This window comes from Ruegeria sp. CDSB029 (assembly GCF_059611125.1).
The window spans coordinates 1-24,399 of sequence record NZ_JBXWOX010000010.1; the positions used below are offsets into that span (position 1 = coordinate 1).

Annotated in this window: 26 protein-coding genes; 6 read left to right on the forward strand and 20 right to left on the reverse strand. The window is 58.4% G+C overall.

The window, feature by feature from the left end; translation table 11 throughout:
- Positions 1–223: 223 nt before the first annotated feature.
- The 10 genes from AC2FI8_RS13345 to ybgC form a co-directional block, all read right to left on the reverse strand.
- A complete protein-coding gene (locus AC2FI8_RS13345) occupies positions 224–799 on the reverse strand; it encodes an MOSC domain-containing protein (protein ID WP_496726877.1) in 576 nt (191 codons plus the stop codon).
- A gap of 108 nt (positions 800–907) precedes the next feature.
- Positions 908–2,824 carry an ATP-dependent zinc metalloprotease FtsH gene (ftsH, locus tag AC2FI8_RS13350; RefSeq protein WP_058273226.1) on the reverse strand — a complete coding sequence of 639 codons (1,917 nt, stop codon included), beginning with the start codon at positions 2,822–2,824 and terminating at the stop codon, positions 908–910.
- Positions 2,825–2,900: 76 nt separating this feature from the next.
- Positions 2,901–4,154: a tRNA lysidine(34) synthetase TilS gene (tilS, locus tag AC2FI8_RS13355; RefSeq protein WP_496779496.1), complete on the reverse strand. Its 1,254-nt coding sequence runs from the start codon at positions 4,152–4,154 to the stop codon at positions 2,901–2,903.
- On the reverse strand, positions 4,151–4,984 hold the full coding sequence (ybgF, locus tag AC2FI8_RS13360) for a tol-pal system protein YbgF (RefSeq protein WP_496726874.1): 834 nt from the start codon (positions 4,982–4,984) through the stop codon (positions 4,151–4,153). Before ybgF ends, tilS begins: the two co-directional genes overlap by 4 nt.
- A gap of 4 nt (positions 4,985–4,988) precedes the next feature.
- Positions 4,989–5,492 carry a peptidoglycan-associated lipoprotein Pal gene (gene pal / locus AC2FI8_RS13365; protein WP_496726873.1) on the reverse strand — a complete coding sequence of 168 codons (504 nt, stop codon included), beginning with the start codon at positions 5,490–5,492 and terminating at the stop codon, positions 4,989–4,991.
- Between the two features lie 89 nt (positions 5,493–5,581).
- Positions 5,582–6,901: a Tol-Pal system beta propeller repeat protein TolB gene (gene tolB / locus AC2FI8_RS13370; protein ID WP_496779498.1), complete on the reverse strand. Its 1,320-nt coding sequence runs from the start codon at positions 6,899–6,901 to the stop codon at positions 5,582–5,584.
- The gene (tolA, locus tag AC2FI8_RS13375) at positions 6,898–7,998 is read right to left on the reverse strand and encodes a cell envelope integrity protein TolA (protein ID WP_496779500.1); all 1,101 of its coding nucleotides are present in this window, start codon (positions 7,996–7,998) and stop codon (positions 6,898–6,900) included. The genes tolB and tolA overlap by 4 nt, the downstream gene beginning before the upstream one ends.
- 9 nt (positions 7,999–8,007) lie before the next feature.
- A complete protein-coding gene (gene tolR, locus AC2FI8_RS13380; protein ID WP_109312607.1) occupies positions 8,008–8,484 on the reverse strand; it encodes a protein TolR in 477 nt (158 codons plus the stop codon).
- On the reverse strand, positions 8,485–9,180 hold the full coding sequence (gene tolQ, locus AC2FI8_RS13385) for a protein TolQ (RefSeq protein WP_058273221.1): 696 nt from the start codon (positions 9,178–9,180) through the stop codon (positions 8,485–8,487).
- Positions 9,181–9,291: 111 nt separating this feature from the next.
- A complete protein-coding gene (ybgC, locus tag AC2FI8_RS13390) occupies positions 9,292–9,699 on the reverse strand; it encodes a tol-pal system-associated acyl-CoA thioesterase (RefSeq protein WP_496779502.1) in 408 nt (135 codons plus the stop codon).
- Positions 9,700–9,889: 190 nt separating this feature from the next.
- Here ybgC and AC2FI8_RS13395 point away from each other — a divergent pair, with 190 nt between their 5' ends.
- The gene (locus tag AC2FI8_RS13395; RefSeq protein WP_496779504.1) at positions 9,890–11,596 is read left to right on the forward strand and encodes a SulP family inorganic anion transporter; all 1,707 of its coding nucleotides are present in this window, start codon (positions 9,890–9,892) and stop codon (positions 11,594–11,596) included.
- A 22-nt stretch (positions 11,597–11,618) separates the two neighbouring features.
- Here AC2FI8_RS13395 and AC2FI8_RS13400 read toward each other — a convergent pair whose 3' ends face one another.
- The 4 genes from AC2FI8_RS13400 to ruvC all read right to left on the reverse strand — a co-directional run bounded on the left by AC2FI8_RS13400 (position 11,619) and on the right by ruvC (position 14,495).
- Positions 11,619–12,236 carry a hypothetical protein gene (locus tag AC2FI8_RS13400; RefSeq protein ID WP_472724244.1) on the reverse strand — a complete coding sequence of 206 codons (618 nt, stop codon included), beginning with the start codon at positions 12,234–12,236 and terminating at the stop codon, positions 11,619–11,621.
- A 63-nt stretch (positions 12,237–12,299) separates the two neighbouring features.
- The gene (ruvB, locus tag AC2FI8_RS13405) at positions 12,300–13,319 is read right to left on the reverse strand and encodes a Holliday junction branch migration DNA helicase RuvB (RefSeq protein ID WP_109312604.1); all 1,020 of its coding nucleotides are present in this window, start codon (positions 13,317–13,319) and stop codon (positions 12,300–12,302) included.
- A gap of 4 nt (positions 13,320–13,323) precedes the next feature.
- Positions 13,324–14,001: a Holliday junction branch migration protein RuvA gene (ruvA, locus tag AC2FI8_RS13410; protein ID WP_496767061.1), complete on the reverse strand. Its 678-nt coding sequence runs from the start codon at positions 13,999–14,001 to the stop codon at positions 13,324–13,326.
- Positions 13,998–14,495 (reverse strand): crossover junction endodeoxyribonuclease RuvC, encoded by a 498-nt coding sequence (gene ruvC / locus AC2FI8_RS13415; protein WP_058273216.1) that lies wholly within the window; start codon positions 14,493–14,495, stop codon positions 13,998–14,000. Before ruvC ends, ruvA begins: the two co-directional genes overlap by 4 nt.
- A gap of 334 nt (positions 14,496–14,829) precedes the next feature.
- On the opposite strand from ruvC, the gene AC2FI8_RS13420 reads away from it, so the two are divergent.
- A complete protein-coding gene (locus AC2FI8_RS13420) occupies positions 14,830–15,042 on the forward strand; it encodes a DUF1127 domain-containing protein (RefSeq protein WP_496779506.1) in 213 nt (70 codons plus the stop codon).
- 99 nt (positions 15,043–15,141) lie between these two features.
- On the opposite strand, the gene AC2FI8_RS13425 is transcribed toward AC2FI8_RS13420, so the two are convergent.
- The 4 genes from AC2FI8_RS13425 to AC2FI8_RS13440 all read right to left on the reverse strand — a co-directional run bounded on the left by AC2FI8_RS13425 (position 15,142) and on the right by AC2FI8_RS13440 (position 20,036).
- Positions 15,142–15,486, reverse strand: a complete 345-nt coding sequence (locus AC2FI8_RS13425) for a hypothetical protein (protein ID WP_109312601.1) — start codon at positions 15,484–15,486, stop codon at positions 15,142–15,144.
- A 103-nt stretch (positions 15,487–15,589) separates the two neighbouring features.
- The gene (locus tag AC2FI8_RS13430; RefSeq protein WP_496779508.1) at positions 15,590–16,462 is read right to left on the reverse strand and encodes a 50S ribosomal protein L11 methyltransferase; all 873 of its coding nucleotides are present in this window, start codon (positions 16,460–16,462) and stop codon (positions 15,590–15,592) included.
- Positions 16,463–16,528: 66 nt separating this feature from the next.
- Positions 16,529–17,761, reverse strand: a complete 1,233-nt coding sequence (locus AC2FI8_RS13435; protein ID WP_496779510.1) for an MFS transporter — start codon at positions 17,759–17,761, stop codon at positions 16,529–16,531.
- A 79-nt stretch (positions 17,762–17,840) separates the two neighbouring features.
- Positions 17,841–20,036 (reverse strand): primosomal protein N', encoded by a 2,196-nt coding sequence (locus AC2FI8_RS13440; RefSeq protein WP_496779512.1) that lies wholly within the window; start codon positions 20,034–20,036, stop codon positions 17,841–17,843.
- A gap of 90 nt (positions 20,037–20,126) precedes the next feature.
- Between AC2FI8_RS13440 and fsa the strand changes: the two genes are divergently transcribed.
- From fsa to AC2FI8_RS13460, 4 genes are all read left to right on the forward strand, one after another.
- Positions 20,127–20,780 carry a fructose-6-phosphate aldolase gene (gene fsa / locus AC2FI8_RS13445; RefSeq protein WP_050603155.1) on the forward strand — a complete coding sequence of 218 codons (654 nt, stop codon included), beginning with the start codon at positions 20,127–20,129 and terminating at the stop codon, positions 20,778–20,780.
- A 194-nt stretch (positions 20,781–20,974) separates the two neighbouring features.
- Positions 20,975–21,682: a DUF484 family protein gene (locus tag AC2FI8_RS13450; protein WP_058273210.1), complete on the forward strand. Its 708-nt coding sequence runs from the start codon at positions 20,975–20,977 to the stop codon at positions 21,680–21,682.
- Positions 21,679–22,599, forward strand: a complete 921-nt coding sequence (locus AC2FI8_RS13455) for a tyrosine recombinase XerC (RefSeq protein ID WP_496779514.1) — start codon at positions 21,679–21,681, stop codon at positions 22,597–22,599. Before AC2FI8_RS13450 ends, AC2FI8_RS13455 begins: the two co-directional genes overlap by 4 nt.
- A gap of 85 nt (positions 22,600–22,684) precedes the next feature.
- The gene (locus AC2FI8_RS13460; protein WP_496740199.1) at positions 22,685–23,380 is read left to right on the forward strand and encodes a CDP-alcohol phosphatidyltransferase family protein; all 696 of its coding nucleotides are present in this window, start codon (positions 22,685–22,687) and stop codon (positions 23,378–23,380) included.
- Positions 23,381–23,383: 3 nt separating this feature from the next.
- Here AC2FI8_RS13460 and AC2FI8_RS13465 read toward each other — a convergent pair whose 3' ends face one another.
- A complete protein-coding gene (locus AC2FI8_RS13465; protein ID WP_058273207.1) occupies positions 23,384–23,851 on the reverse strand; it encodes a hypothetical protein in 468 nt (155 codons plus the stop codon).
- Between the two features lie 76 nt (positions 23,852–23,927).
- Positions 23,928–24,383 (reverse strand): methylated-DNA--[protein]-cysteine S-methyltransferase, encoded by a 456-nt coding sequence (locus AC2FI8_RS13470; RefSeq protein WP_282120675.1) that lies wholly within the window; start codon positions 24,381–24,383, stop codon positions 23,928–23,930.
- Positions 24,384–24,399: the final 16 nt, after the last annotated feature.

Consider the following 24,399-nt stretch of genomic DNA (forward strand, 5'->3'; position numbering starts at 1 on the left):
CCTGAATAGGCTTCTTCTGCGCCTCGCGCGCAATTTCAATGTCCGATTTATAGCTCATTGGGCAAAACCCCCGGTTGAATTCCCTGCAAACCGGCGCAGCTGGGCCGGTGCTGGTCAATCCATACCGTTGTGTACAATCCCGATGGATAGAGATTCCGACATATTCAAGCCATGAAACGGCGTAGCGTCATTTCACCGGTTTCAAATCGAAAACGCTTGACGTTTAGGGCGCCCACGCCCGCTGATCTGGCACGAACAGGCTCATCTGGTCCCCCAACCGCAATTGACCGGGCCGTTCCACCCAAGCAGTCACACCCCTTCGGCCTTGAGCAGCCGGTTTGAAGGACGCCCCGTACCCAGGTTGATCGGCTTCGATCTCACGCCCGGGAATAATGCAGGGGCGGTTTTCCATATCCACGGTTATCGTGACACCGTCGCGGCCCTGCAAACGCGAGGATGGCGGAAGATGTGTAAAGTCCGGAATGCCGCGCAACAAGATGCTGACGCCCAGAAACGACGGATCCAGCCAATCCAACCCCATCTCTTTAGCTGCGGCGTCCATTTCCTCGGCGGACAGAACAGACAATTGGCGCACGTTGCGGATTTCGGTGCCTTGCGGATACAGATTCTTGACCCTGACACATGAGGCCCGGTTGAGACCCTCGTGCCGCTCGCCTTTGTCCCCTGAGAAATCCAGTTTCAAAGCATCGACCGCTCTGGCCCGGATCGAGCCACCCGCGGGCACGTGACCCAGCCAAACAACTTCACCCGTGAATTCTGTTTCTCGCAATACCGGCATTTGAAATCCCCTTCGGCTGCGGGCCGTCAAAATCGTACTAAAAGTCAAGCCAGTCCATTTGAAAAGCTGAAAAGAAAAGACCCGGGACTTTGCCCGGGTCTGATTACTTTATGCCGATGGTTCCGGCTCCATCCCACCGTCGGGCGGGGTCTTTTTGACCTTGGTCTTGGGAATGGCGGTAACGCTGGGCGCGCTGCCTTCATCCGGCTTGTCACCTTCGTCATCACCATCGGTCGGCGATTCGCCATTCATGACTCGCTTGATCTCATCCCCGGTCAGGGTTTCGTATTCCAGCAAGCCTTGCGCCAGACGTTCCCATTCCTCGTTCTTGTCGGACAGGATCTTGTGCGCGCGCTCATAACCCTGCTGGATCAGGCGTTTCACTTCTTCCTCGATCAGCTCTTTGGTATGTGCAGAGACCGAGAAGCCAGCAGTGTTGCCCGAATAGCCATCATGCGCCTCGGCATAATCTATGTTGCCGACCTTGTCAGACATACCCCAGCGCATCACCATGGCACGCGCCAACTGGCTGGCCTGCATGATGTCACCAGCGGGACCGTTCGAGACGTGATCTTCACCGTATTTGATCACCTCGGCGGCTTTGCCTGCCATGGTCATGGCAAGCTTTTGCTCACATTCGTCGCGGTGATAGTTCAGACGGTCCATTTCCGGCAGTGACACCACCATACCCAATGCGCCACCGCGCGGAATGATGGTCGCTTTGTAGACCGGATCGCACAGCGGCAGCGACAAACCGACGACCGCGTGGCCAGATTCGTGATAGGCGGTCTTTTCCTTCTGGTCTTGCGTCAGCACCATCGAACGGCGCTCGGCCCCCATCATCACCTTGTCCTTGGCGTTCTCGAAGTCTTCCATGGTGACAAAGCGACGGCCAACGCGCGCCGCCATCAGTGCGGCCTCGTTCACGAGGTTCGCCAGATCAGCGCCCGAGAAGCCCGGAGTACCACGCGCGATGATGCGCAGGTCGACATCGGGACCCAGAGGTGTCTTGCGCGCATGCACGCCCAGGATCTTCTCGCGGCCTTTGATGTCGGGGTTGCCGACGGTCACGTTGCGGTCAAACCGACCAGGGCGCAGCAGCGCAGGGTCCAGAACGTCCTTACGGTTAGTGGCCGCCAGAATGATCACACCCTCATTGGCTTCGAACCCGTCCATCTCAACCAGCAACTGGTTGAGGGTTTGTTCGCGTTCATCATTCCCGCCGCCGTAACCGGCACCACGATGGCGACCGACGGCGTCGATTTCGTCGATGAAGACAATACAGGGCGCATTCTTTTTAGCCTGTTCGAACATGTCACGCACACGGGATGCACCGACACCAACAAACATCTCAACAAAGTCAGAACCTGAGATGGTGAAGAACGGCACACCTGCCTCACCCGCAATCGCACGCGCCAGCAGCGTCTTACCGGTGCCCGGAGGGCCAACCAGCAGCGCGCCTTTCGGGATCTTACCGCCAAGGCGGCTGAACTTCTGCGGGTTACGCAGGAATTCCACGATCTCTTCCAGCTCTTCCTTGGCTTCATCGATGCCTGCGACATCGTCAAATGTCACGCGGCCATGCTTTTCGGTCAGCATCTTGGCCTTGGACTTGCCAAAGCCCATCGCGCCGCCTTTTCCACCGCCTTGCATCCGGTTCATGAAATAGACCCAGACACCAATAAGCAGCAGGAACGGCAGCAGCGTGATCAGGAACGACTGGAAACCGGATTGCTGCTGTTTCTCGGCGCGAACGGGAATGTTCTCGTCGATCAGCAGTTTGGTGACCTCGGCATCGCCGGGTTTGATGGTGACATAGCTGGCACCGCTTTGCGTGGTATAGCGAATCTGTTCGCCATCCAGGGTCACATTCTTGACTTCGTCGGCTTGAACGGCCGTTACGAAATCAGAATAAGTTCTTTCATTGCTCTGAAGCGTCCCGCCTGGTCCGCTGAACAAATTGAACAGTGCAAGGATCAGCAAAAACAGAACGACCCAGAAGGCGATGTTACGAGCGTTGCCCAAGGAAAGTCTCCCAAAAGATTTCGGCAGATGGGGGTCTGCCGGGTTGCTCTATAAAATAGAGATGATTCAAGGAGGTTCAATGCGATAAAAAAGAAGAATGAAACTCGGGCGTTCCGGGGGCCAATTCAGCCGTCCATCCATTCAACAATCTGGCGGTTGGAGCTGACACCAGTTCATCCCCCAGCCAAACAGCGGGTGAAGCCAACAAGACCTGACGTGGTTTACCCAAGTCCCGCCAATCTGGAACCCTAGGCAGGCCTTGCTCGCCTAATGGTCGGATTTGTACACCAGCAGTCGAAGGTCCTGACAGAATCCATCGTTTGTCCCACGGCTCGCCTGGGCGCGCGATTTCGCCCTGAACGGCGTTTAGCTCTCTGCATATCCACGTTTTATTGACCTTTGGGACAAACAAACAGCCATTGATCAACGTAACGGTACCCTCTTCAACGGCCTTCACAGCCTGATCCACCGACGTTTGCCGTGGTGGATACCCCGCTCCGGCAATCCACGCGATGCAGCCGATCACAAGCCGACGCTGGATTTCCTGAGGCAAAGACTGAAAGGCGGTGCGATCCAAGCAAACATCACCGGTTTTCACCACGGCGATTTTTCGGGCGGATTCCTGCGTAAAACGCTCCAATGCCTCACGCGCCTGTGCAAGGTTTTCTGCGACTCGGGTCAAAGAATTGGCCGTGATCCCCAAATCCTTGAGGTTAGACAAGGCCTGGCGCGCCTTTATCCGGTCAAACCGGAGGTCCTGATTCGAGGGATCTTCGATCCAGCCAACTCCCTGATCAGACAGATAGCTGCGCAGCGCTTGCCTTGTGATACCCAGCATCGGACGCAACATCGTCACGCCATCCAAAACCCGGTCAACCGGCATGCCCGACAGACCCGTAACACCAGCTGCGCGGCCTAGCCGCATCAGGAAGGTTTCGGCCTGATCATCCGCGGTGTGGCCTAACGCAATCGCGCTGATCGCATTGCGTGTGGCCCATTCGGTCAACAGCCGATAACGCGCCTGTCTGGCCTGATCCTGAAGGTTCCCCTGACCGGCCCACCCTGTCCATTTCAACGTTTGATGCGTGATACCCAAACGCGCGGCAAGCTCGCTTACTTTCTGCGCTTCGGCTTGGGATTCGGGGCGCAAACCGTGGTCAACGGTCGCCGCGAACAACTTAACCTGCTCGTTTTGGGCAATATCATTCAACAGCAAAAGCAGGGCGATTGAATCGCCTCCGCCAGAGACAGCCACACCCATGCGCGGTGGAAGGGTTCGCGGCAAACGCGCCCGAATCCCGGCGCGCAGTTCTTCAGCGTTTTCTGTCAAGAACAGCCCAGGCTTGCCATTTCCTGTGTGGCATTCGTGGCCGAGGTCGACGACGGGAACCGCACGCCCACCTCGCCCAGAGTGATGCAAGCCTGATCGGTCTGCCCTAGACGCCCCAGCGCCGAGCCCAACTCAAACAGCGCCTCGGGTGCGAATGCACCTTCGGAATCGCCGGTAAAGCTGGCCAGAAAGGCCCGCGCGGCCTCACGCGTGTCACCGATCCCAACAAGCGCCCGCCCTCGTTTCAAGTTGGCTTCGGGGGCCAGCGGACTGCCGGGATACGAGGTTTCGAATGTGGCGAATTGCTCCGCTGCGGTCTGATAGTTGCCATCCGCCAGCGCCTGTGATGCGGCATCAAAGTCCGCGCGCTCACCCACGGCAAGTTCACCTTGATCCGTCGGCGCCGGTGCCGTCGGGGTAGTAGGTGTTGTCGGTGCCGCAGCGGTGATTTCGGTTTCGCCACCCAGGGTCGAGGTCTCGCCAAGCGTGCTGAGATCGCCACCTTCCAACTCAACCAAGCGGAATTCCAGATCGCCGATCCGGTTGGTTCCGTCAGTAACAATGTTCTGCACACGTTGGTTCAACTGCTCGGTCTGACGGGTCAGGCGCTGCAATTCAGCCTCAATGGCGTCAACACGTTCCAGAACGGAACTGCCAGCAAGATTGGGTGCCGGAGATCCGGTGGTTGAAAACTCGCGCTTGAGGCGCTGAACCTCGACGTGCAGCACAGTAAGCTCCTGACGGATATCCGCCAGGGTTTGCTGATCCTGTGCACTTGCCACGCCCGCAGTCGCCACGACCGCAGCCAGAACCCATCCTGCAATTCGCATCATCTTACCCCAAAGTTGAACCGGTCAGGACCGTCACCGAACGACGGTTTTTGGAATAGCATTCCTCGGTGCTGCAAATCTCGATCGGGCGTTCCTTTCCGAAACTGACGGTGGTCAACCGGTTGCCCGCGACCCCACGTGAAATGAGGTATTCACGCGCCGCATTGGCGCGACGCGCGCCCAGAGCGAGGTTATACTCGCGAGTACCCTGTTCGTCCGCGTGACCCTCGATCGTGGCGACGAAATCCGTATTGGCCAGCAGCCAGTCTGCCTGTCCCTGCAATATCGTCTGCGCCTGCCCGGTCAGGGTCGACTGATCGACCTCAAACAACACGCGGTCGCCAACAGTTTGCTGGAAATAGGCCGGTGACTGGGGGTCGCTGGGCGAACCCGGCAGGATCGAGCCACTACCGCCCGCGCCACCGCCCAGTGCCGAAGGATCGTTGTTGGTACAGGCGGCCATTACACTTAGCACGCCCAATGCTATGACTTTGCTCAATACATTCATTTCAGGTGCCTCGTCGTTTTATTGCTTTATTGCTGTCTCTGTTATCACAGTGCAGGAAATTTGTGAACTTTTCCAACCCCCTGCCCCGATCACTTCTGCAGTGGGCCCCAGGATGGATCGCTGCCACCATCCGGTGTACGTACCGGGCGCAGGTTCCGACCCGAGATATCCACCGAATACAGTGTCGCCCGACCGCTTGCGCCCTGCGATTCACGGGTGAACATGATGACGCGGCCATTCGGCGACCATGTTGGCCCCTCATCCAGGAAGGACGACGTCAGCAGGCGTTCCTCGCTGCCGTCTGTCCGCATGACGCCGATATGGAACCGACCCTTGTTCTGTTTGGTAAAGGCGATCAGGTCACCACGCAGCGACCAGACCGGTGTACCATACCGCCCCTGTTTAAAGCTGATGCGGGTCGCCTCTCCGCCATTTGCGGGCATGATGTACAGTTGAGGTGTGCCAGAGCGGTCGCTTTCGAACACGATCTGCGACCCGTCCGGCGAATAGCTGGGCGCGGTCTCAATGGCAGGTGTGTTCGTCAAGCGCACGCTCTGGCCCGAGGCCAGATCCATTTTCCAAAGGTCCGTGTTGCCGCCCTGAATCAGCGAATAGACGATGGAGCGGCCATCCGGCGAAAAGCGCGGCGAAAAGCTCATGGTGCCGTCTTGTGTCTTCAATTCAGTCCGTTTGACCCGATCAACGTCCAAAACATAAATGCGCGGCTGACCGGTTTCATAGCTGGTGTACAACAGCCGATCTCCCGAAGGCGAAAAGCGTGGGGCCAGAACAATCGCGGCGCTGTCGGTCAGGTACTGAACGTTCGCGCCATCGTAATCCATGATTGCCAGACGCTTCAGACGCTGGTTCTTGGGACCGCTTTCGGACACAAACGCGACGCGGCTGTCAAAGTAACCGCTTTCGCCGGTCACTCGGGTATAAACCTGATCGGCCACTTTGTGTGCCATGCGCCGCCAGCCATCTGTAGTGCCGGAAAACTGCAGACCATTGCCCAATTCCTGGCCCGAAAATACGTCCCAAACGCGAAATCGCACGGTCAGGCGTTTGCCCGAGACATTGACCGCCCCTGTCACCAAGGCCTCAGCATTGATGGCCTTCCAATCGGCAAATTGCACAGGGGCTTCGAAACTGCTGACCCGGCTGATGAATGCGTCAGAAGAAATCTCTCGGAACAGTCCGGTTCCCGTCAGGTCCGCCGCCACGACGCGCGATATGTCGTTTGCGTATTGTGTGGCCGCTGGCCCGTCGGGCACGAAATTCGGCACCGCAAAAGGCAAGGGTTCGATAATCCCCTGATCCAGCTCAAGACGCAGCGGTCCGCTTTGTGCATACACAGGCGCCGCCAAAATTGTCAGGCCAAGCAACAGGCTGGTCAGAAATCTCATCATTTGATCCGCATCCTCTCGGGATTGAATGTAATCTCAATATCCCGCCATTGTTCGTATTTGTCAGCAGGCAGGGTGTATCCTTTGGCCCCGCAGCGCAAAATCGCTCGCCGGGCGGCCTCATAAGCTTGTCTTGCAGACGCATCGGTACCGCCGGAACTATCCAACATGCTCAGGCTACCGCCGAGCACCTTGCCATCCGGTGTCAGCGAGAACCCGACCACAACGACCGTTTGCAGTGCGTCCGTGGACAGGGAACCAACGTTCCAGCACTTCGACACAGCCAGTCGCATAGCATCCTTCTCACCCGCAGTCAGGGGTGGACCAGACGGTTCGCTGCTCTGCCCCAGCGCCTCGGCCAGTGCGTCGTTGATCGCGGTTTCATCACTTGGCGCGGGCTCTGGTTCGGTCGGTTCTTCGGTCTCGGCCACTTCGGGCTGCGCCGGCGGCGTCGGCCCGTTCGGTCGCACCAGCGGGCGCGGAGAGCTGCGCGGCGCATATTCCTTGGCTTCTTCCGCCTCGGTCACGATTTCATCCGTGGCCTCTTCGGGTGCCGTTTGATCCTGCTGTTCTTGCTGAGTTTCAGCTCCCTCGTCCAGCGATACAGCCGGGGATTCAATATCATCTGGCGCGGCTTCAGGCGGCGGCGGTGCAACAGGTTCAGGCGCTACTTTATCCGCAGGCCGCGGCTGTGCCTCGGGCCCTGGCGGGGCGGGCAAAACGACGGCCTCGGGTTCTGGGGGGGCCAATTCGGGGGGCTGTTCGATCACGACCGGTTCGGGTGGGGGGGCCAGCGGTTCCGGTTCCAGCTCTGGCTCTGGTTCATTTGGCTCAGACACTTCAGGTGTCGGAGGTTCCTGCTCCACCGGTTCAGGGGTGGGGATTTCCTCTTCGGGCGCATCGGGCTGTTGCAGGGCAGTTGGCGTAGGCAGCTCAGGCGCCTCACTTTGAGCCGTCATAGCTGCGAACTGTTCAGCCGAGATCACCGAGATATCCTGCACGGGCATAGGCAATGGTTCGGACCGGAAGGTGCCGCCAAACAGAGCCCACGAAATCAAGCTGACATGGGCAATTGCCGAGATCTTGGTGCCGGTGTCCACCGCGCGGCCTCACTCTCCACCATCGTCCAGCGCAGGGCCGCCGGTGTCAGTCACCAGCCCCACATTGGAAAACCCACCTGCATTCAGCGCACCCATAACCTGCATCACCTGCGCGTATGGGATTGCACCATCCGCCCGCAGGAACACCCGGTCGCTGCTGCGTTCTGCCGCAATGGCGCGCAGCTTGCCGATCAACTCTTCGCGGGCAACATCAGTAGTTTGAATCTGAACGCGCCCTTCTGCAGTCATCGTGACTGTCAGCGGCTCTTCGTTATCGCCCGGCAACGCGCTTGCCGCCGTCTTGGGCAAGTCCACCGGCACGCCAACGGTTAGCAGCGGTGCCGCCACCATAAAGATAATCAGCAACACCAGCATGACGTCTACAAACGGCGTCACGTTGATCTCGGCCATCGGCTGCGCTCGACCGCGTCGACGGCCGCGTCTGCGCCCGTTCCCGCCGCCGTTCTGCTGAACCGCCGCACCCATTTAGCTGTCCAACTGACGCGACAGGATGGTGGCGAACTCGTCGGCAAAAGCCTCGTAGCCACCCACGATCCGGTCACTATCAGAACTGAGCTTGTTGTAGAAAATCACCGCCGGGATGGCAGCCAACAGACCCAGGCCCGTGGCCAAAAGCGCCTCGGCAATGCCGGGTGCCACAACGGCTAGGTTGGTGTTTTGCTGCTCGGCAATTTCGATAAACGCGTTCATGATGCCCCAAACGGTCCCGAATAGGCCAATGAATGGCGCAGTCGAGCCGACCGTCGCCAAAATGGGCAAACCTTTTTGCAATGTCTCGGACTCTTTGGCGATCGCGACATCCATCGAACGGTCAATCCGCGCAGTGGCCCCCGCGATCAGCCCGCCATCCGTTCGGTGCGACCTGCGCCATTCGATCATGCCAGCGGCGAAAATCTTTTCTGAACTGCCGTCTGGCTGCGATCCGATATGTTCGAACAGCTCATCCAGCGGGTTGCCGGACCAGAAGGCCTCGTCAAACACCTGCGCTTCGCGACGGGCGGCGCGGTAGTTAATCAATTTCTGAATGATAATCGCCCAAGACCAGATGGATGCAGCGATCAGCATCAACATCACCAGTTTGACGACAAAGGTCGCGCGGGCATACAGCCCCCACATGGAGAAATCGATCTCCTGCGCCAGCGCCAGCGTTTCAGCTTCCATGAACCTGCTCTTTGTTTTTTGCCTGACGGCCGTTCGTTTGGCCTTGTTTTGCCAAACGCTATCGCAGTTGGTTATGAAAAGCCAACATAACCACCCCTGACCGACAAATTGTTACATTAATGCGCGAATCTCTGCCGGAAGGCGGACTGGCTTACCTTGCGCGTTCATGCAAACAGCAGTCACCGAGGCGCGGAAGATCTCGGTCTCCCTCCTCTTGACCAACTGACCCATGGTCAGCCGCACACCAGAGATTGACGACAACCAAGTTTCAACGATCAACTCATCATCGAACTTCGCGGGCGCGACGTAATCGGCCTCGATCCGGCGCACGACCCAGACGATCCCACCATCGCGCATCGCGTTCTGATCGTTGCCCAGACGGCGCACATAGTCAGATCGCGCGCGTTCGATAAATTTGAGGTAGTTCGCGTGGTAGACAACCCCGCCCATATCGGTGTCTTCATAGTAGACCCGGATCGGAAAGATATGCTTGTGGGGCGCATCAGCTTCATTGGCCATGATATCAGGTCCGGTCTCTCAAATATGTAACGCGCGGGGCAAATCCTGCTCTGAAACAGATGCATGGTTGTCGCGGTTCCTGCAATCCCTTGCGGGGACAAAGTTCCCACCTTCCCAAGTCCGCTCTCGAAATTCGAAGATTTGCCCTCTAGGCTTTCATACATACCAAGTGAATCCGACAGGAGTTTCAATGGCTAAGGGGCAAAAAGAAGAGAGGATGTTCTTTCTTCATGTCCTTCAGGGCATCTTGCCGTTCAACCGCGCGACCTTGCCTGCGGAAGTTTTGGCAGGCCTGACCTTTGCCTGCCTCGCGATCCCCGAGGTCATGGGCTACACAAAGATCGCAGGCACGCCGGTCGTGACTGGGTTGTACACCATCCTTATCCCAATGGCGCTGTTCGCGCTGTTCGGTTCGTCCCGTCATCTTGTGGTGGGGGCGGATTCTGCCACGGCGGCGATTACGGCTTCGGCTCTGGCTGGCATGGCAGTGTCGGGTTCGTCCGAGTATCTGGCGTTGGCGTCCCTGTTGGCGCTGATGGCAGCTGTTCTTCTGATTGCCGCACGCCTCATCGGCTTGGGGTTTCTGGCTGATTTCCTATCCCGAACAGTTCTTGTCGGGTTCTTGACAGGCGTGGGCATTCAGGTCGCAACCGGTGAAATCCCCGGACTGTTAGGGATCGAAAGCGACGGTCACGGGACCATCGCCAAGCTTCAGGCAACCATTCAGAACATCGACCAGACAAGCTGGCCCACATTGGCGGTAGCGGCGGCAGTTCTGCTGATCGTCGTCGGATGCCGGCAGCTGTCACCGAAACTACCCGGCCCGTTATTCGCCATACTTGGGGTAATCCTATGCAGTTGGGCGTTCCAATTCGCCGCATCCGGCATCGCGGTACTGGGCTCGGTCCCCAGCGGCTTGCCTGCGCTCTCTGTCCCGAACGTAGATTGGAGCTGGACCCTGTTCAAACAATTGCTGCCAACCGCGCTGTCCATCTTCGTTGTGATCTTGGCCCAAAGCGCCGCAACTTCGCGGGCTTATGCGGCGCGTTACGAAGAGAAGTTCAGCGAGAACACTGACCTTGTCGGGCTGGGTCTGGCCAATCTTGGGGCCGCCTTCACGGGCACATTCGTTGTAAATGGCAGCCCGACAAAAACCGAGATGGTGGCCAGCGCCGGTGGCCGCAGTCAGGTGGCACAACTGACGACCGTCTTGATCGTCTTGGTGGTCATACTGTTCCTGACCGGCCCACTGGCCTACCTGCCGAATGCGGCACTGTCTGCAGTCGTGTTCCTGATCGGCCTGAAACTGATCGACCTGAAAGGCCTGATTGCAATTTACAGGCAAGCCCGATCAGAATTCTGGATTGCAGTCGCCACGGCTGCGGTTGTCGTCATCGTTGGGGTCGAACAAGGCATCATCTTTGCGATGGTGCTGTCATTGATCGACCATACCCGCCGCGGCTACCGCCCCAAAAATTCAGTGATCGTCAAAACCAAAGACGGTGGTTGGCATTCAAAACCCATTTCCGTGCCAAACCAATTCGAAACTGGGCTTGTAATCTATCGCTTCTCTCACAGCCTGTATTACGCGAATGCACAGCGGCTTTCGGAAGAGATTGCGACAATCACCCGTGATTCAGATAACAAAGTACGTTGGTTCTGTATCGAGGCTTCGGCCATTGATGACGTGGATTTCACGGCAGGCTATACGCTGCGCAATGTTCTAAAGATCCTGCAGGCAAAGAACATCAAGATGGTTTTCCTACTGGTCGACCCCCACGTGCGGTCAGAGCTGGACAGATACGGGGTTACGGATTTGGTGGGTAGTGATGCCTTTTACGACGCGGGAAGCGACCTATTGACTGCCTTTCAACACCGAATCGACTCCAAATCGTAGATAGCCTCTATCGGTCTTAAGACTACGCCTGCAACCGCGCGAACAGTCGCAAAGCGTGCGCCGGATCCTGCGAAGCTCCCGGCAATACCGGATCGTATGCTGCGCGGATCAACCCGGCGATCTCCGGGCGCAAGATCGTCGCCTCGCCCGCGACCGCCAGCGGCGACTGCGTTCGAAAAGCGGTGTCGGACCACAACAGGATGGTCTGTACTACCTGACTAAGTGCCAGAGTCTCAGCCGGAACCTTGGACAGCTCTTCGTCCATTCGCAGAAAAACAAACGCGGCCCGGATCGCACCGTCTTCCTCAAAGCGGAACACCCGGTATTGATTTGCATCCGCCGCGATCAGTCGGTCGACTAACGGCGCAAGATCGGGAACCAGCCGATCCAGATCGGGAACTTCCAGCAGTTCCTTCCAGTCGCGGAAAAAGAACACCATGCAATTCGCACCAAGTTCTGGATCCGTTTCGGCCATCTTATGATCGGCCAAGCTGACTACGGCCTCGAATGCGCCCTTGATGGTGGTCAGAGTTTCCTCCTCGACCCCAAAGACGATAGGCACGATGGGCCGACCCCAACGCGCGAACAGAAACTCTCCGTTTTCACGGGTGAACAACGACTGAATGTCTTCGGGGGTCACGCCCAATCCTTCATCTTTTCGAAAGTACTCTTGCCGAAGGCATAAAATCTAAAGGCCTCAGCTTCAACCAAACAGATCGCTCTGGCCCTTTGGTGCCGCCATTCCCAGATGCGTCCAAGCCTTCTGCGCCAACATCCGACCGCGTGGCGTGCGCTGGATTAGACCTTGCTGCAACAAATAGGGCTCGATCACGTCCTCCAGCGAATCGCGACTTTCCGACAACGCAGCCGACAGGGTCTCAATCCCGACCGGACCACCGGCATAGTTCTCAGCGATCAGCTTGAGGTATCGCCGGTCGGCACCATCCAAGCCCAGATTATCCACACCCAACCGCGTCAGCGCGCCATCCGCCAGATCCAGGGTGATACGTCCATCGCCCTCGACGATGGCGAAATCCACCACCCGTCGCAGCAATCGCCCCGCGATCCGCGGGGTCCCGCGCGATCGGCGCGCAATCTCTCGGGCACCAGCATCATCAGCAGGCGCGCCCAGTTTGCGGGCGTTGCGCGTAACGATCTCGTGCAACTCGTCCACCGTGTAGAACTGCAACCGCGTCGGAATGCCAAATCGGTCACGCAATGGGGTGGTTAGCAAGCCCATCCGCGTCGTTGCTCCGACCAAAGTAAACGGCTGCAGCTCAATCCGCACAGTCCGCGCTGCCGGGCCTTCGCCGATCACCAGATCCAGCTCGAAATCCTCCATCGCCGGATACAGAACCTCTTCGACGGCCGGGTTTAGACGGTGGATTTCGTCGATGAACAGCACATCGCGGGATTCCAGATTGGTCAGGATCGCCGCCAGATCACCCGCCTTGGCCAGAACCGGCCCCGAGGTCATGCGGAAATTCACCCCCAACTCGCGCGCCATGATTTGCGCCAGCGTTGTTTTACCCAGACCCGGAGGGCCATGAAACAGCGTGTGATCCATCGCCTCGCTCCGCATACGCGCGGATTGGATAAAGATGCGCAGATTGGCCCGCGCCTCGGCCTGACCGATGAATTCGTCTAACCCCTGCGGACGCAGGGCGCGGTCGTTATCCTCGGGCAAGGGATCGGGGCGCAATGTGGGATCGGCGTCTACCATTCAGTTACCCTTTCGGAGCCAGCAACTTAAGCGCCGCCCGGATCAATTCAGCCTCGCCTGCATCCGGTAGGCTGGCGGCCGCTTCGGCCACGGCCGAGGCCGCCTCGGATGGTCCGTACCCTAAATTGCCAAGGGCTGACAGTGCCCCCGCCGAAGCTGCGGCAGACCCCGAGGCAGGCTTGGCCGCCTGTTTGGGCGCTGGTGCCGGTTCAGACAGCTCAACAACTTCCAATCCGGGACCGTCCATCGCTTCGGTCACGGTCCCGCCCATCGCCATAACACCCGGCGCTTTGTCTTTTAGATCCAGCACGATCCGCTGCGCCGTCTTTGGGCCCACGCCTTTCGCCGCCTTGACGGCACCCCAATCCCCAAGCGCAATGGCACGGCTGACCCCATCCGGACCCAGCGCGGACAGTATAGCGAGCGAGACCTTGGCCCCAACGCCCTGAACCGAACACAGCAGGCGATGCCATTCCTTTTCGACCAGAGACAAAAACCCGAAAAGCTGCATCAGGTCCTCGCGCACCACCATATCGGTATAGATCGAGACAGCCTCGCCAACGCCCGGCAGCGCGGCCATGGTCCGGTCCGAGCAGTAAACCAGGTATCCAACCCCACGCACGTCGATCAACACGTGATCCGCTGCGCGATAGTCCAGTCGTCCGGTCAGTTTCCCGATCATGCCCGCACCTCTTTCACGCGCGCCTGCGGCGCTGCGCCGTAATATGAATGACAGATGGCAATCGCCAGCGCATCCGCGGCATCCGCCCCTTTGGGCTTACAGCCCGGCAGTTGCAATTTGACCATATGAAGAACCTGCTCTTTCTCGGCATGCCCAACGCCCACAACCGTTTTCTTAACCCGGTTGGGCGCGTATTCCCCCACGGGCAGCCCTGCTTGCGCCAGCGTCAACAACGCCACACCACGCGCCTGGCCCAGCTTCAGCGTACCAGCCCCATCCTTATTGACGAAGGTCTGTTCGATGGCCGCCTGATCGGGCTGATGTTCTGCAATGACTTCGACGATTTGATTGTAGAGAGACAGCAAACGCTCGCCCAAATCGTCCCCGTCAGACTTGCACAGTCCGTTGGCGACGTGGCTCAGGCGGCTGCCATGCGATTCGATGACGCCCCATCCCAGGGTCCTAAGCCCCGGATCAATGCCCAAAATCCGCATATTTCGCCTCGGCCTGCTCGAGTTTTTGTGATCTTTTTTACGGATTAGCACGAAGCGTGAACATTTTCCAAGCGAATTGACAGAGAGCGCAAAAACGACAGACCTGTTTCACAGGCGACAAAACGGCCAGTTTGCGACAGTCAAAAGTCTGAAATCGACACGTTTCATGAAGCAAAAATGGCCAATAAATTAAGGGGTTCTAATGAATCTTGAGCTCTGCAAAAAACGCATAGGACAGTTGCAATTTCCGCACTTGCACAGCCGATTTGGCGGCACTAGATGCCGCTCAGATCGAACGATCAAAACGTAAACTTAAACCAGAAGGAAACAGGATATGGCTGCACTGGACACCACCCGCACCACCACCGGCTCATTCGGCCTCGTCGGCCGTATCGGCGCATATTTCGCATCGGTCGTGAACGCCGCTGTCGAATGGAATGACGCCCGCGTTACTCGTAACACGCTGAGCGGTCTGACAGATCGCGAGCTGGAAGATATCGGACTGTGCCGTGGCGATATTGACGTCGTGGCCGATGGTCGTCGTTAAGATTTAACACACCCACTCTATGCCCCTTCCCTCCCTCGGGGGCAAAGCAGAACGCCGCGCATGCAGAATGCGCGGCGTTTCCGATTCTTTGGCCGGACGTCAGGGCAGCAGCCGTGCCAGCTGTTCCGAAAGCATCAGCGATACCGGGTCGATTTGCATCACCCAGGCACCGGCTTGTTCAACCGAGGTGCCCTCGTTCAATGCGTCAACCCTGTATTGATAGCCCGAAGGCCCAAGGCTGGTGAGCAAGAAGGTCTTGAATGCAAACAACCCAAGCAGACACATCAGTAGAACCTTAAGGGGTAAAGCTGACTTTACCCTCTGCGGTTTCATCACAACCAACCCGTCCTTGCGCATCGTCGCGCGATAGCCACGGCTTAGTTTTGCGTGTTTCTTGCTCAGGCGATTCACGCGCTGATCAAATTCTAGTTGTTTTCCCGTCATGGCAGCCTCCAAAACCGCCCCCCGATTCCACGTTAAGACGGTAGAAACAGAATGCGACAAAATCGAGGCAAAACTCCAGAAAGCTCCAGCAAATGGCCCAAATTTAGCCCTGTTTGCTTAATATTAGCGTCGTCCACTCACCAATTTGGTCATTTTTCTCTAAATTGAACCCGTTTTGTACATAAACGGAAACCACATCATCGGCTTGTTCGTTAAGGATTCCAGACAAAATTGCGTATCCACCGACGCGCAGATTCGCTGCGATTTCGGGGGCCAGAGCAACCAGTGGCCCCTTGAGGATATTTGCGAAAATCAGATCGTAAGGTGCGATCGCGCCCAGATCGGGATGGTCAAAGCCCGCCGCTTCCACGCAACGGACCTTGCCTGCCATTCCATTGGCCTTCAGGTTGGCTTCGGCAACATCAACAGCCACTTCGTCGATATCACTGGCGATGATCTCACCTTCCCAGACCCGCGCTGCCGCCATGGCCAGCACGGCAGTGCCACAGCCGATATCGGCCACTTTGGTCGCCTTGAACCTTTGGCTCAGAAGATGGTCCAACGCCTTCAGGCACCCCAAAGTGGTCCCGTGGTGGCCAGTGCCAAAGGCCATTGCGGCCTCGATCAGTAGCGGGATACGTCCTTCCGGCAGTTTGTCAGCGTCGTGGCTGCCATAGACAAAGAACCGTCCAGCATCGACCGGTGCCAGTTCCCGGCGCACATGGGCCACCCAATCCGTATCGGGCAATTCTGACACGACAAACGGCTTGGCCTCAAACGCGGCGGCCAGAACAGCCAGAGCGGTTTCGTCCGGAGTTTCGGTGAAATACCCACCAACTTCCCAAAGTCCCGAACCATCCTCGACCTCGAATACACCAACGCCGGTTGGTTCCGGATCCAGGCGCTCCATCGCTTCGCCCAGCCCTTCGGCAGCTTTTTTACCGGTCAGTGTAGTCAGCGCAGTGAATGTGGGCATGGGGGCCTCCTGTATCAATTGACACAGCGCCTATGGCGATGGCCCGCCAAGGTCAAGCATTGGCGCTTATTCGGCAGGTGCCGGCGCGTATTTCGACAAGATCGTTTCATTGCCCGGTTCCGGGTGGCGCGGGATCAGTAAGGACAATCCCAACGAGATCATCGCCATCGCAGCGGCCAGTGCAAAGACTGCACCAGGTGAGATGACCCACAGCAGGCCCAGAAGCGCAGGAAGGAACACAGCGGCGATATGATTGATCGTGAACGCCACAGCCGCCGTCGGTGCGATATCCGCAGGATCGGCGATTTTCTGAAAGTAGGTCTTCAGAGCAAGCGCCAAAGCGAAAAGAACATGGTCGATCACATATAGGGTTGCAGCCAGCACTACGCCCCAACCGAACCAGTAGATACCACCATAGGCCGCAAAAACGATCGCCAAGCCGGTGTATTCGAAGATCAGCGTGCGGCGCTCACCGAACATCGACACAGCCTTACCCAACATCGGAGCCGCCGCCATGTTGATCACCAGATTGATCAGATAGAGGCTGGTCAGCTCGTGTACTTCAAACCCAAACTTCTCGACCATCATGAAGCCGGCGAAGACAACAAAGATCTGCCGCCGCGCGCCGGCCATGAACTGTAGTGCGTAATACAGCCAGTAGCGACGACGCAGGATCAGTTTTTTGGTCTGTGGAGTTGGCGATTCAAACTGCGGAAAGGCGAACAGACAGAACAGCGCCAGCAGGGCGGTCACACCACCAGCGGCCATGAATACAATGTTGTAGGACAGATCAAACCGGTCCCAGGTCAAAACGATCAGGCCATATACCACTGCAGTCGCGGCAGACCCCATGGCCACCAACCACCCCAGAACCTGCGGCGCGCGATCTTTGGGCAGCCATTGCAGCTGCAGCGATTGATTCACCGTTTCGTAGTAGTGAAAGCCGATCGAGCTGAAGAGCGTAACAAACAACAACCCGCCGAGGCTGGGAAACCATGCAGTCACCGCAGTCGCCACACCCAACATCATTAGCGAGATCATCGCCAACACCTGCTCACGCACGAAAATGATCACCGCAATCACGCCAACAGCAAGAAAACCAGGGATCTCCCGCACAGTGTGCAGTAACCCAATGTCGGCCCCGTCAAAATTCGCCACCTCGATGACGAAATTGTTCAACAGCGCGCTCCACGCGTTGAAGGCAATGGGCATCGTCAGCGCCATGACGAACAAGAGCGTCACAGGGCGGCGCCAGAACGGAAGGCTCTGCGCCTCGGACAGGGGCATCGGTTTCAACATGGGACTCCTCTACGCCCATTTTCAGATTTTGGCGAGGCCGAAGCAGTGCGCGCACAATCGATCTGCGCTGATGCAGAGGTCAGTAGAAACTCTGCGGATCGATATCCACGGTCAAACGCAAGTCACCTTTCAGGCGCAAGGGTGCGATCCAGCGTGCTATCGCGTCCTGAATCGGGGCGCCCTTGGGTGCCTTGACCAGCAATCGCACGCGGTGTCTGCCGCGAATCCGCGCAATAGGCGCCGGAGCCGGGCCAAATACCTGTGCCCCGATATCACGCAGTGGCGCATCGTTTCGGGCCATTGCATTTCCAATATCAAAAACTGGTCCAACCTCAGGTCCGGACAGGACGATCCCGGCCATACGGCCGTATGGCGGCACACCTGCTGCCTGCCGTCCGGCGGCCTCGGCCTTCCAAAATCCTTCTTCGTCACCTGAAAGAATAGCGCGGATTACAGGATGCTCGGGCTGGAATGTCTGCAACAGGGCCTGCCCTGGCTTGTCCGCCCGGCCTGCCCGACCTGCGACTTGCCGCATCAACTGGAATGTCCGCTCAGCGGCGCGCAGGTCCGCCCCGTGCAGACTAAGGTCGGCATCGATTACCCCGACCAAAGTCAGATTGGGAAAGTTGTGCCCCTTCGCGACCAGCTGCGTACCGATGACGATATCGGCATCGCCCTCGGCAATCTCTTCGATCTTGGCTTTCAGGGCGCGGGCCGAGCCAAACAAATCGGAACTCAGCATCGCGATCTTGGCATCGGGAAACGTCGCCTCAGCCTCCTCGGCCAGCCGCTCGATCCCCGGGCCGACCGGGGCCAACTTGCCCTCGACGCCGCATGAGGGACATTCCTCGGGCATCGGCTTGGTCTCACCGCATTGGTGACACATCAGCCGTTTCAGAAACCGGTGCTCGACCATTCGGGCGTCACAGTGATCACAGGCAATCTGTTCCCCGCAAGCGCGGCACAGGGTCACCGGCGCATACCCACGGCGGTTGATGAACAGCAGCGATTGCTCGCCCTTCTCGATCCGCTGCATCACCGCCTGCCGCAAAAACGGAGAAATCCATGTCCCCGGTTGCATCTGTTCGGCCCGCATGTCGATGGGCTTCATCTCCGGCAACACCGCCGCCCCAAACCGCGAGGTCAGATCAACCCGTTCGTACTTTCCCGCCTCGGCGTTGGCCCAGCTTTCCAGCGAAGGTGTTGCGCTGGCCAGAATCACCCGCCCGCCACAAATGGCGGACCGCAGAACAGCCATGTCCCGCGCGCTGTAATGCACCCCGTCCTCTTGCTTGTACGAGGTGTCGTGTTCCTCATCGACCACCACCAGGCCAAGGTTGCGAAACGGCAGGAACAAAGCTGACCGCGCACCAATCACCATTTGCGCATCCCCCTGCCCAACCATCCGCCAGACCCGGCGGCGTTCCGTCATGGTCGCGCCGGAATGCCATTCGGCTGGGCGTGCACCGAATCGCGCCTCAACTCGTGTCAGGAATTCCGCTGTCAGAGCGATCTCGGGCAGCAGAACCAAGGCTTGTCGGCCCATCCGCAGCGCCTCGGCAACAGCCTCCAAATACACTTCGGTCTTGCCCGAACCCGTCACGCCCTTAAGCAGCGTGGTTCCATATTCCCCGGACCGCTGGCCCTGCTGCAACTTCTCAACCGCCGCAGCCTGATCGTCGGTTAGCGCCTTGCCCGGCAAATCCGGATCCAGATGCGGATAGGGCAAATCGCGCGGGCTGTCTTCTTCCCGTACAGCGCCCTGCTTGACCAACCCTTTGACGACCGAAGACGTCACGCCCGCCTGTTCGGCGAGTTCTTTCAGGGTGAATGCAAGCCCGCCATAGTCGCGCAGAACCTCCAGCACACGGGTGCGTGCGTCTGTCATCCGATCCGGCGCGCCATTGCCCAGCCGATAAACCTTGCGCATCGACGGCGGATCACCCAAACCCGGCGCACGGGTTGCCAGACGCAACATCGCGGGCATCGGCGTCAGGGTGTAATCAGCAACCTTCCCCAGAAACAGCCGCATTTCTTCGCGCATCGGCGCGACCTCAAGCACCCGGATCACGGATCGCGCCTTGTTCAGGTCGAACCCGCCCTGTCCCGGCCCCCAGACGACACCCAGTACTTTGCGCGGCCCCAGCGGAACCTCTACGAACGCCCCCAGAAAACAGCCCCCCTCGGGCGCCTTGTAATCCAGCGTCCGGTCCAGCGGTTGTGCGGTCAGAACCGCAACCAGCTCTCCGTGGTCGAAATACTCCTGAGTGCTCAACGCATATCCTTGGGCTCGGGGGTTCCAGCATGGGTCTCTTTGAGGTAAAGCCATCCGCGACCAAGGCCAACCCATCAAAGGACTGCCCGCATGAAATTCTTCGTAGACACAGCCGAGATCGACGCCATTGCCGAACTGAACGATCTGGGCATGGTGGACGGCGTGACCACCAACCCCTCGCTGATCCTGAAATCAGGTCGTGACATTCTGGAAGTGACCAAGGAAATCTGTGATCTGGTCGACGGCCCGGTTTCAGCCGAAGTTGTGGCCACCGAAGCAGACGACATGATCGCCGAGGGCCGCAAGCTGGCCAAGATCGCGCCGAATATCGCCGTGAAAGTTCCGCTGACATGGGCCGGTCTGAAAACCTGCAAGACGCTCAGCGACGAAGGCCAGATGGTCAACGTCACACTCTGCTTCTCGACCAACCAGGCGCTTTTGGCCGCAAAGGCGGGCGCAACCTTCATCTCGCCCTTCATCGGTCGCCTGGATGACATCAACCTGGATGGCATGGATCTGATCGCCGACATCCGTCAGGTCTATGACAATTACGGTTTTGAAACCGAAATTCTGGCCGCTTCAATCCGCACCGTGAACCACGTGACCGACAGCGCCCGCATCGGTGCTGACGTGATCACCGCACCGCCCGCTGTGATCAAGAAACTGGCCGATCACCCGTTGACGGACAAAGGTCTGGAAACCTTCCTGGCCGACTGGGCCAAGACAGGTCAGAAAATCCTCTGACTCTTTGCGCGACCGCGCGGCACCGTCAGGTGCCGCGCCCGGCCCAACTGCCAAGCCTTGATCTTTGATCAAGGTTTCGCAGGCGGGAGCCGCAGGTCACAGTGGGAATGAAATGCACCGCCAATGCATTTTTTCCAAGGAAACCGCCATAACTCATGTTATAAGCCCCTCAACAAAAAAAGACCGAGCGGGACATGAGCAGCAACACCAAACTCCAGGACAACTTGCGCGCCGCGATTCTGGCCAAACCAGACGCCGTGCTGGACGACAAGGACCTGATGCAGGCACTTGTGACAGCCAACGAACAGGCGCGCGGGGACAACGTCATCGACCTGCGCGGCATCGCCATGCAACGGCTCGAGGAACGGCTGGACAGGCTGGAAGACACCCACCGGTCCGTCATCGCCGCAGCATATGAAAACCTTGCAGGCACAAATCAGGTGCATCGTGCCGTTATCCGCATGCTGGAACCGGCCGAGTTCGAAGATTTCCTGCGCACGCTCGGCTCGGATGTGGTCGAAATCCTGCGCGTTGATCGCATCAAGCTGATTCTGGAATCCACAGCCACACAGGAAGACCCCGCCATCGACACTCTGGGCGGTGTTCTGTCCGTAGTCGAACCCGGCTTCGTGGACAATTACCTGACCTTCGACCGCGGCGGCCCCGCCCGCGACGTGGTTCTGCGCGAGATCCTCCACCCTACACACAGAATTTTCGGGCCCAACGCAGATCACCTGCGGTCCGAGGCTTGCCTGCGGTTGGATCTGGGTGAGGGTCGGTTGCCGGGCATGATCGTGATGAGCGCAAGGGACCGCAACCACTTCTCGCCGCAGCTGGGCACTGATCTTCTGTCGTTCTTCGCTGGCGTCTTCGAACGTTCGATGCGCCACTGGTTGTCGTGAGCCTGATCTCACCCGCCTGCCGCGACGCGTTACAGTACTGGCTGGACAGCCTGAGCGCGCTGGCGGGGCGATCGGAAAACACCCAAGCCGCCTATCGTGGTGACGTCACCGACTTCCTGTCTTTCATGACACTACACCACAGTGAACGGCAGGGATTGGCAGCGCTGGCCCGCATCACCGTGTCCGACATGCGCGCCTGGATGGCCGATCAGCGCAGCGCAGGTGTTGGCGCGCGATCCTTGGCGCGCAAGCTGTCTGCGGTCAAAAGCTTCTACCGATGGCTGGCTGAACGCGAAGGGTTCGAACCCACCGCGGTTCTGTCCACACGCGCGCCAAAGTTTACCCAAAAACTCCCACGCCCGCTGGCCGAAGACGCAGCCCGCGCGATGATCGACACGGTCGAGCTTCAGGCGTCAAACGACTGGATCTCGGCGCGCGACGTTGCTGTCGTCACATTGCTATATGGCTGCGGTTTACGCATCTCTGAGGCGCTGTCTTTGACAGGAAGCGACGCACCTGTGCCGGGTAGCTTGCGTATTGTGGGAAAGGGCGGAAAAGAACGCATCGTTCCGGTGATTCCGGCCGCCCGCACCGCCGTTGACCGCTACCTGCAGCTTTGCCCGCATCCACAATCCCAAGAAAAGGCTTTGTTCCGTGGGGTGCGGGGCGGTGCGCTCAATCCCCGTGCAATTCAGGGCGTGATGGCCAAGGCGCGCATGCAGCTTGGCCTGCCCGCAACCGCCACTCCGCACGCTTTAAGGCACAGTTTTGCCACCCATCTGCTGTCCGCAGGGGGCGATCTGCGCGCCATTCAGGAATTGTTGGGCCATGCCTCGCTTTCCACCACGCAGGCCTATACGGCCGTAGATACGGCCCGATTGATGGAAGTCTACAACCGCGCGCACCCCAAGGCCTGATCGCAGGTCCCACGATAACGTCTGGGCTGTACCCTTACCCGGCTTTTAGTTTGCATCTGCAGCGCGCATCGTCCAAGAGACACAAATGACAATAAAACTCAAAGCCCTTTCCGTACATCTGTTCACCGCGACCGGTGCCGTCTTTGCAATGTTGGCCATGCTGGCCGCGGTCGAGGAAAAGTGGAGCCTTATGTATCTGTGGCTTGTGATCTCGTTCATCGTGGACGGAATCGACGGCCCGCTTGCGCGCCACTACCATGTCAAAAAGAACGCACCGGAATTTGACGGTGTTCTTCTGGACCTGATCATCGACTATCTGACCTACGTGTTCATTCCGGCCTTTGCGCTGTTCAAATCGGGGCTGATGGACGGTTGGACAGGCTGGTTTGCGATCATCGTGATCACCTTTGCCAGCGCCATGTATTTCGCGGACACGCGGATGAAAACCAAGGACAATTCGTTCTCTGGGTTTCCGGGTTGCTGGAACATGTTTGTCATCGTGATCTTCGCGCTTGAGCCCAATTTCTGGGTGATCCTGCTGCTGGTTTCACTGTTGTCGCTGGCGATGTTCCTACCGTTGAAGTTCATTCACCCGGTGCGGACGGAACGCTGGCGCAACGTGTCACTGCCCATCGCGTTCGCCTGGACGTTCTTCGCCGGTTGGGCTGCCTGGGTCGATTTCCATCCCGAAAGCTGGGCGCATTGGGGGTTGGTGATTACAAGCCTCTACCTGGTTTCAGCTGGTATTGCGCAGCAAATTATCCCGCTGCGCAACAACTGAACGCTACAGGATTTCCTCAACCTCGAACTCGGTGCCGTTATGGGTGAACACATCACCCTCTTGCAGACCGGTCATGGTCAGGTAGATCGGGCTCTGGGTTGAAATACCCATATAGGTTTTGCCGTCCACCTCGAACCGTGTAGTCGAAACACAGACCACGAAACGGCGGTTGTTGAACTTGACAACAGCGCCTGGCTGAACCCGGTCCGTCAGGCTGAAATCCGTGTTCTCGATCACATCAATCTTGGCGTGGTGCGCATGAACGGGTGCATCGAACGCCGCCGCCAGATCCGCATTCTCGCGCGAGGCGGCAATGTCATCCTTGTCATGCCCTTCGCGGTCGTCCAGCTGCGAGTCTTTTAGAAATGCGTCGTAATGCGCCTGCGCAGTTGCCAGTTCCTGTTCTTCCAGCGACATCAGGCGGTCTATGATGGCCTTTTTGCGAGCGGCCGGGTCTGTATGGGCGGTCATGCAATACGGTCCTTCAAATTCAGTAACTGATATAGGTTGGGCCGCGAACTCTGGGATTGCAACTGATTTTCGCGCCTCAGATCAGAAGGCCCGCCGCTCGTTCATGACGCAGCAAGGCCACTTTGGTTTCGACACCACCATCGCCCGAGAACCCGCCCAGACCGTTGGCAGACAGCACCCGATGGCAAGGTATAATCACCGGTATGGGGTTCGCACCGCAGGCCTGCCCCACCGGTTGGGGTGGCTGCCCAAGCTCTTTCGCGATGTCCCCGTACGTTCGGGTCTCGCCCAGCGGAATGGCATACATCAGGTCGCAGACATTGCGCTGAAAGTCTGACCCGGCAACACGATACGGCAGATCGAACCGCTCGAGACGCCCCTCGTTATATGCGGTTAACTGTGCGGCGGCTTCCTGCAACAGGGGTGTGTCCGGCCCGTCGTCCTGCCCATCCCACACAAGGCGTGTGATGGCGCCATCTGTTTCTTCAATGCCAAGGCGGCCAAACTGCGTATCAACGGAAATCATCGGCATGGACACAGCGTTTCAG

Bases quoted from the DNA above. Each gene is read 5' to 3' on its own strand.
- AC2FI8_RS13345 (WP_496726877.1), bottom strand. From the start codon at position 799: ATGCCGGTATTGCGAGAAACAGAATTCACGGGTGAAGTTGTTTGGCTG.
- ybgF (WP_496726874.1), bottom strand. From the start codon at position 4,984: ATGCGAATTGCAGGATGGGTTCTGGCTGCGGTCGTGGCGACTGCGGGC.
- pal (WP_496726873.1), bottom strand. From the start codon at position 5,492: ATGAATGTATTGAGCAAAGTCATAGCATTGGGCGTGCTAAGTGTAATG.
- tolB (WP_496779498.1), bottom strand. From the start codon at position 6,901: ATGATGAGATTTCTGACCAGCCTGTTGCTTGGCCTGACAATTTTGGCG.
- tolR (WP_109312607.1), bottom strand. From the start codon at position 8,484: ATGGGTGCGGCGGTTCAGCAGAACGGCGGCGGGAACGGGCGCAGACGC.
- tolQ (WP_058273221.1), bottom strand. From the start codon at position 9,180: ATGGAAGCTGAAACGCTGGCGCTGGCGCAGGAGATCGATTTCTCCATG.
- ybgC (WP_496779502.1), bottom strand. From the start codon at position 9,699: ATGGCCAATGAAGCTGATGCGCCCCACAAGCATATCTTTCCGATCCGG.
- AC2FI8_RS13395 (WP_496779504.1), top strand. From the start codon at position 9,890: ATGGCTAAGGGGCAAAAAGAAGAGAGGATGTTCTTTCTTCATGTCCTT.
- ruvB (WP_109312604.1), bottom strand. From the start codon at position 13,319: ATGGTAGACGCCGATCCCACATTGCGCCCCGATCCCTTGCCCGAGGAT.
- ruvA (WP_496767061.1), bottom strand. From the start codon at position 14,001: ATGATCGGGAAACTGACCGGACGACTGGACTATCGCGCAGCGGATCAC.
- ruvC (WP_058273216.1), bottom strand. From the start codon at position 14,495: ATGCGGATTTTGGGCATTGATCCGGGGCTTAGGACCCTGGGATGGGGC.
- AC2FI8_RS13420 (WP_496779506.1), top strand. From the start codon at position 14,830: ATGGCTGCACTGGACACCACCCGCACCACCACCGGCTCATTCGGCCTC.
- AC2FI8_RS13425 (WP_109312601.1), bottom strand. From the start codon at position 15,486: ATGACGGGAAAACAACTAGAATTTGATCAGCGCGTGAATCGCCTGAGC.
- AC2FI8_RS13430 (WP_496779508.1), bottom strand. From the start codon at position 16,462: ATGCCCACATTCACTGCGCTGACTACACTGACCGGTAAAAAAGCTGCC.
- AC2FI8_RS13435 (WP_496779510.1), bottom strand. From the start codon at position 17,761: ATGTTGAAACCGATGCCCCTGTCCGAGGCGCAGAGCCTTCCGTTCTGG.
- fsa (WP_050603155.1), top strand. From the start codon at position 20,127: ATGAAATTCTTCGTAGACACAGCCGAGATCGACGCCATTGCCGAACTG.
- AC2FI8_RS13450 (WP_058273210.1), top strand. From the start codon at position 20,975: ATGAGCAGCAACACCAAACTCCAGGACAACTTGCGCGCCGCGATTCTG.
- AC2FI8_RS13460 (WP_496740199.1), top strand. From the start codon at position 22,685: ATGACAATAAAACTCAAAGCCCTTTCCGTACATCTGTTCACCGCGACC.
- AC2FI8_RS13465 (WP_058273207.1), bottom strand. From the start codon at position 23,851: ATGACCGCCCATACAGACCCGGCCGCTCGCAAAAAGGCCATCATAGAC.
- AC2FI8_RS13470 (WP_282120675.1), bottom strand. From the start codon at position 24,383: ATGCCGATGATTTCCGTTGATACGCAGTTTGGCCGCCTTGGCATTGAA.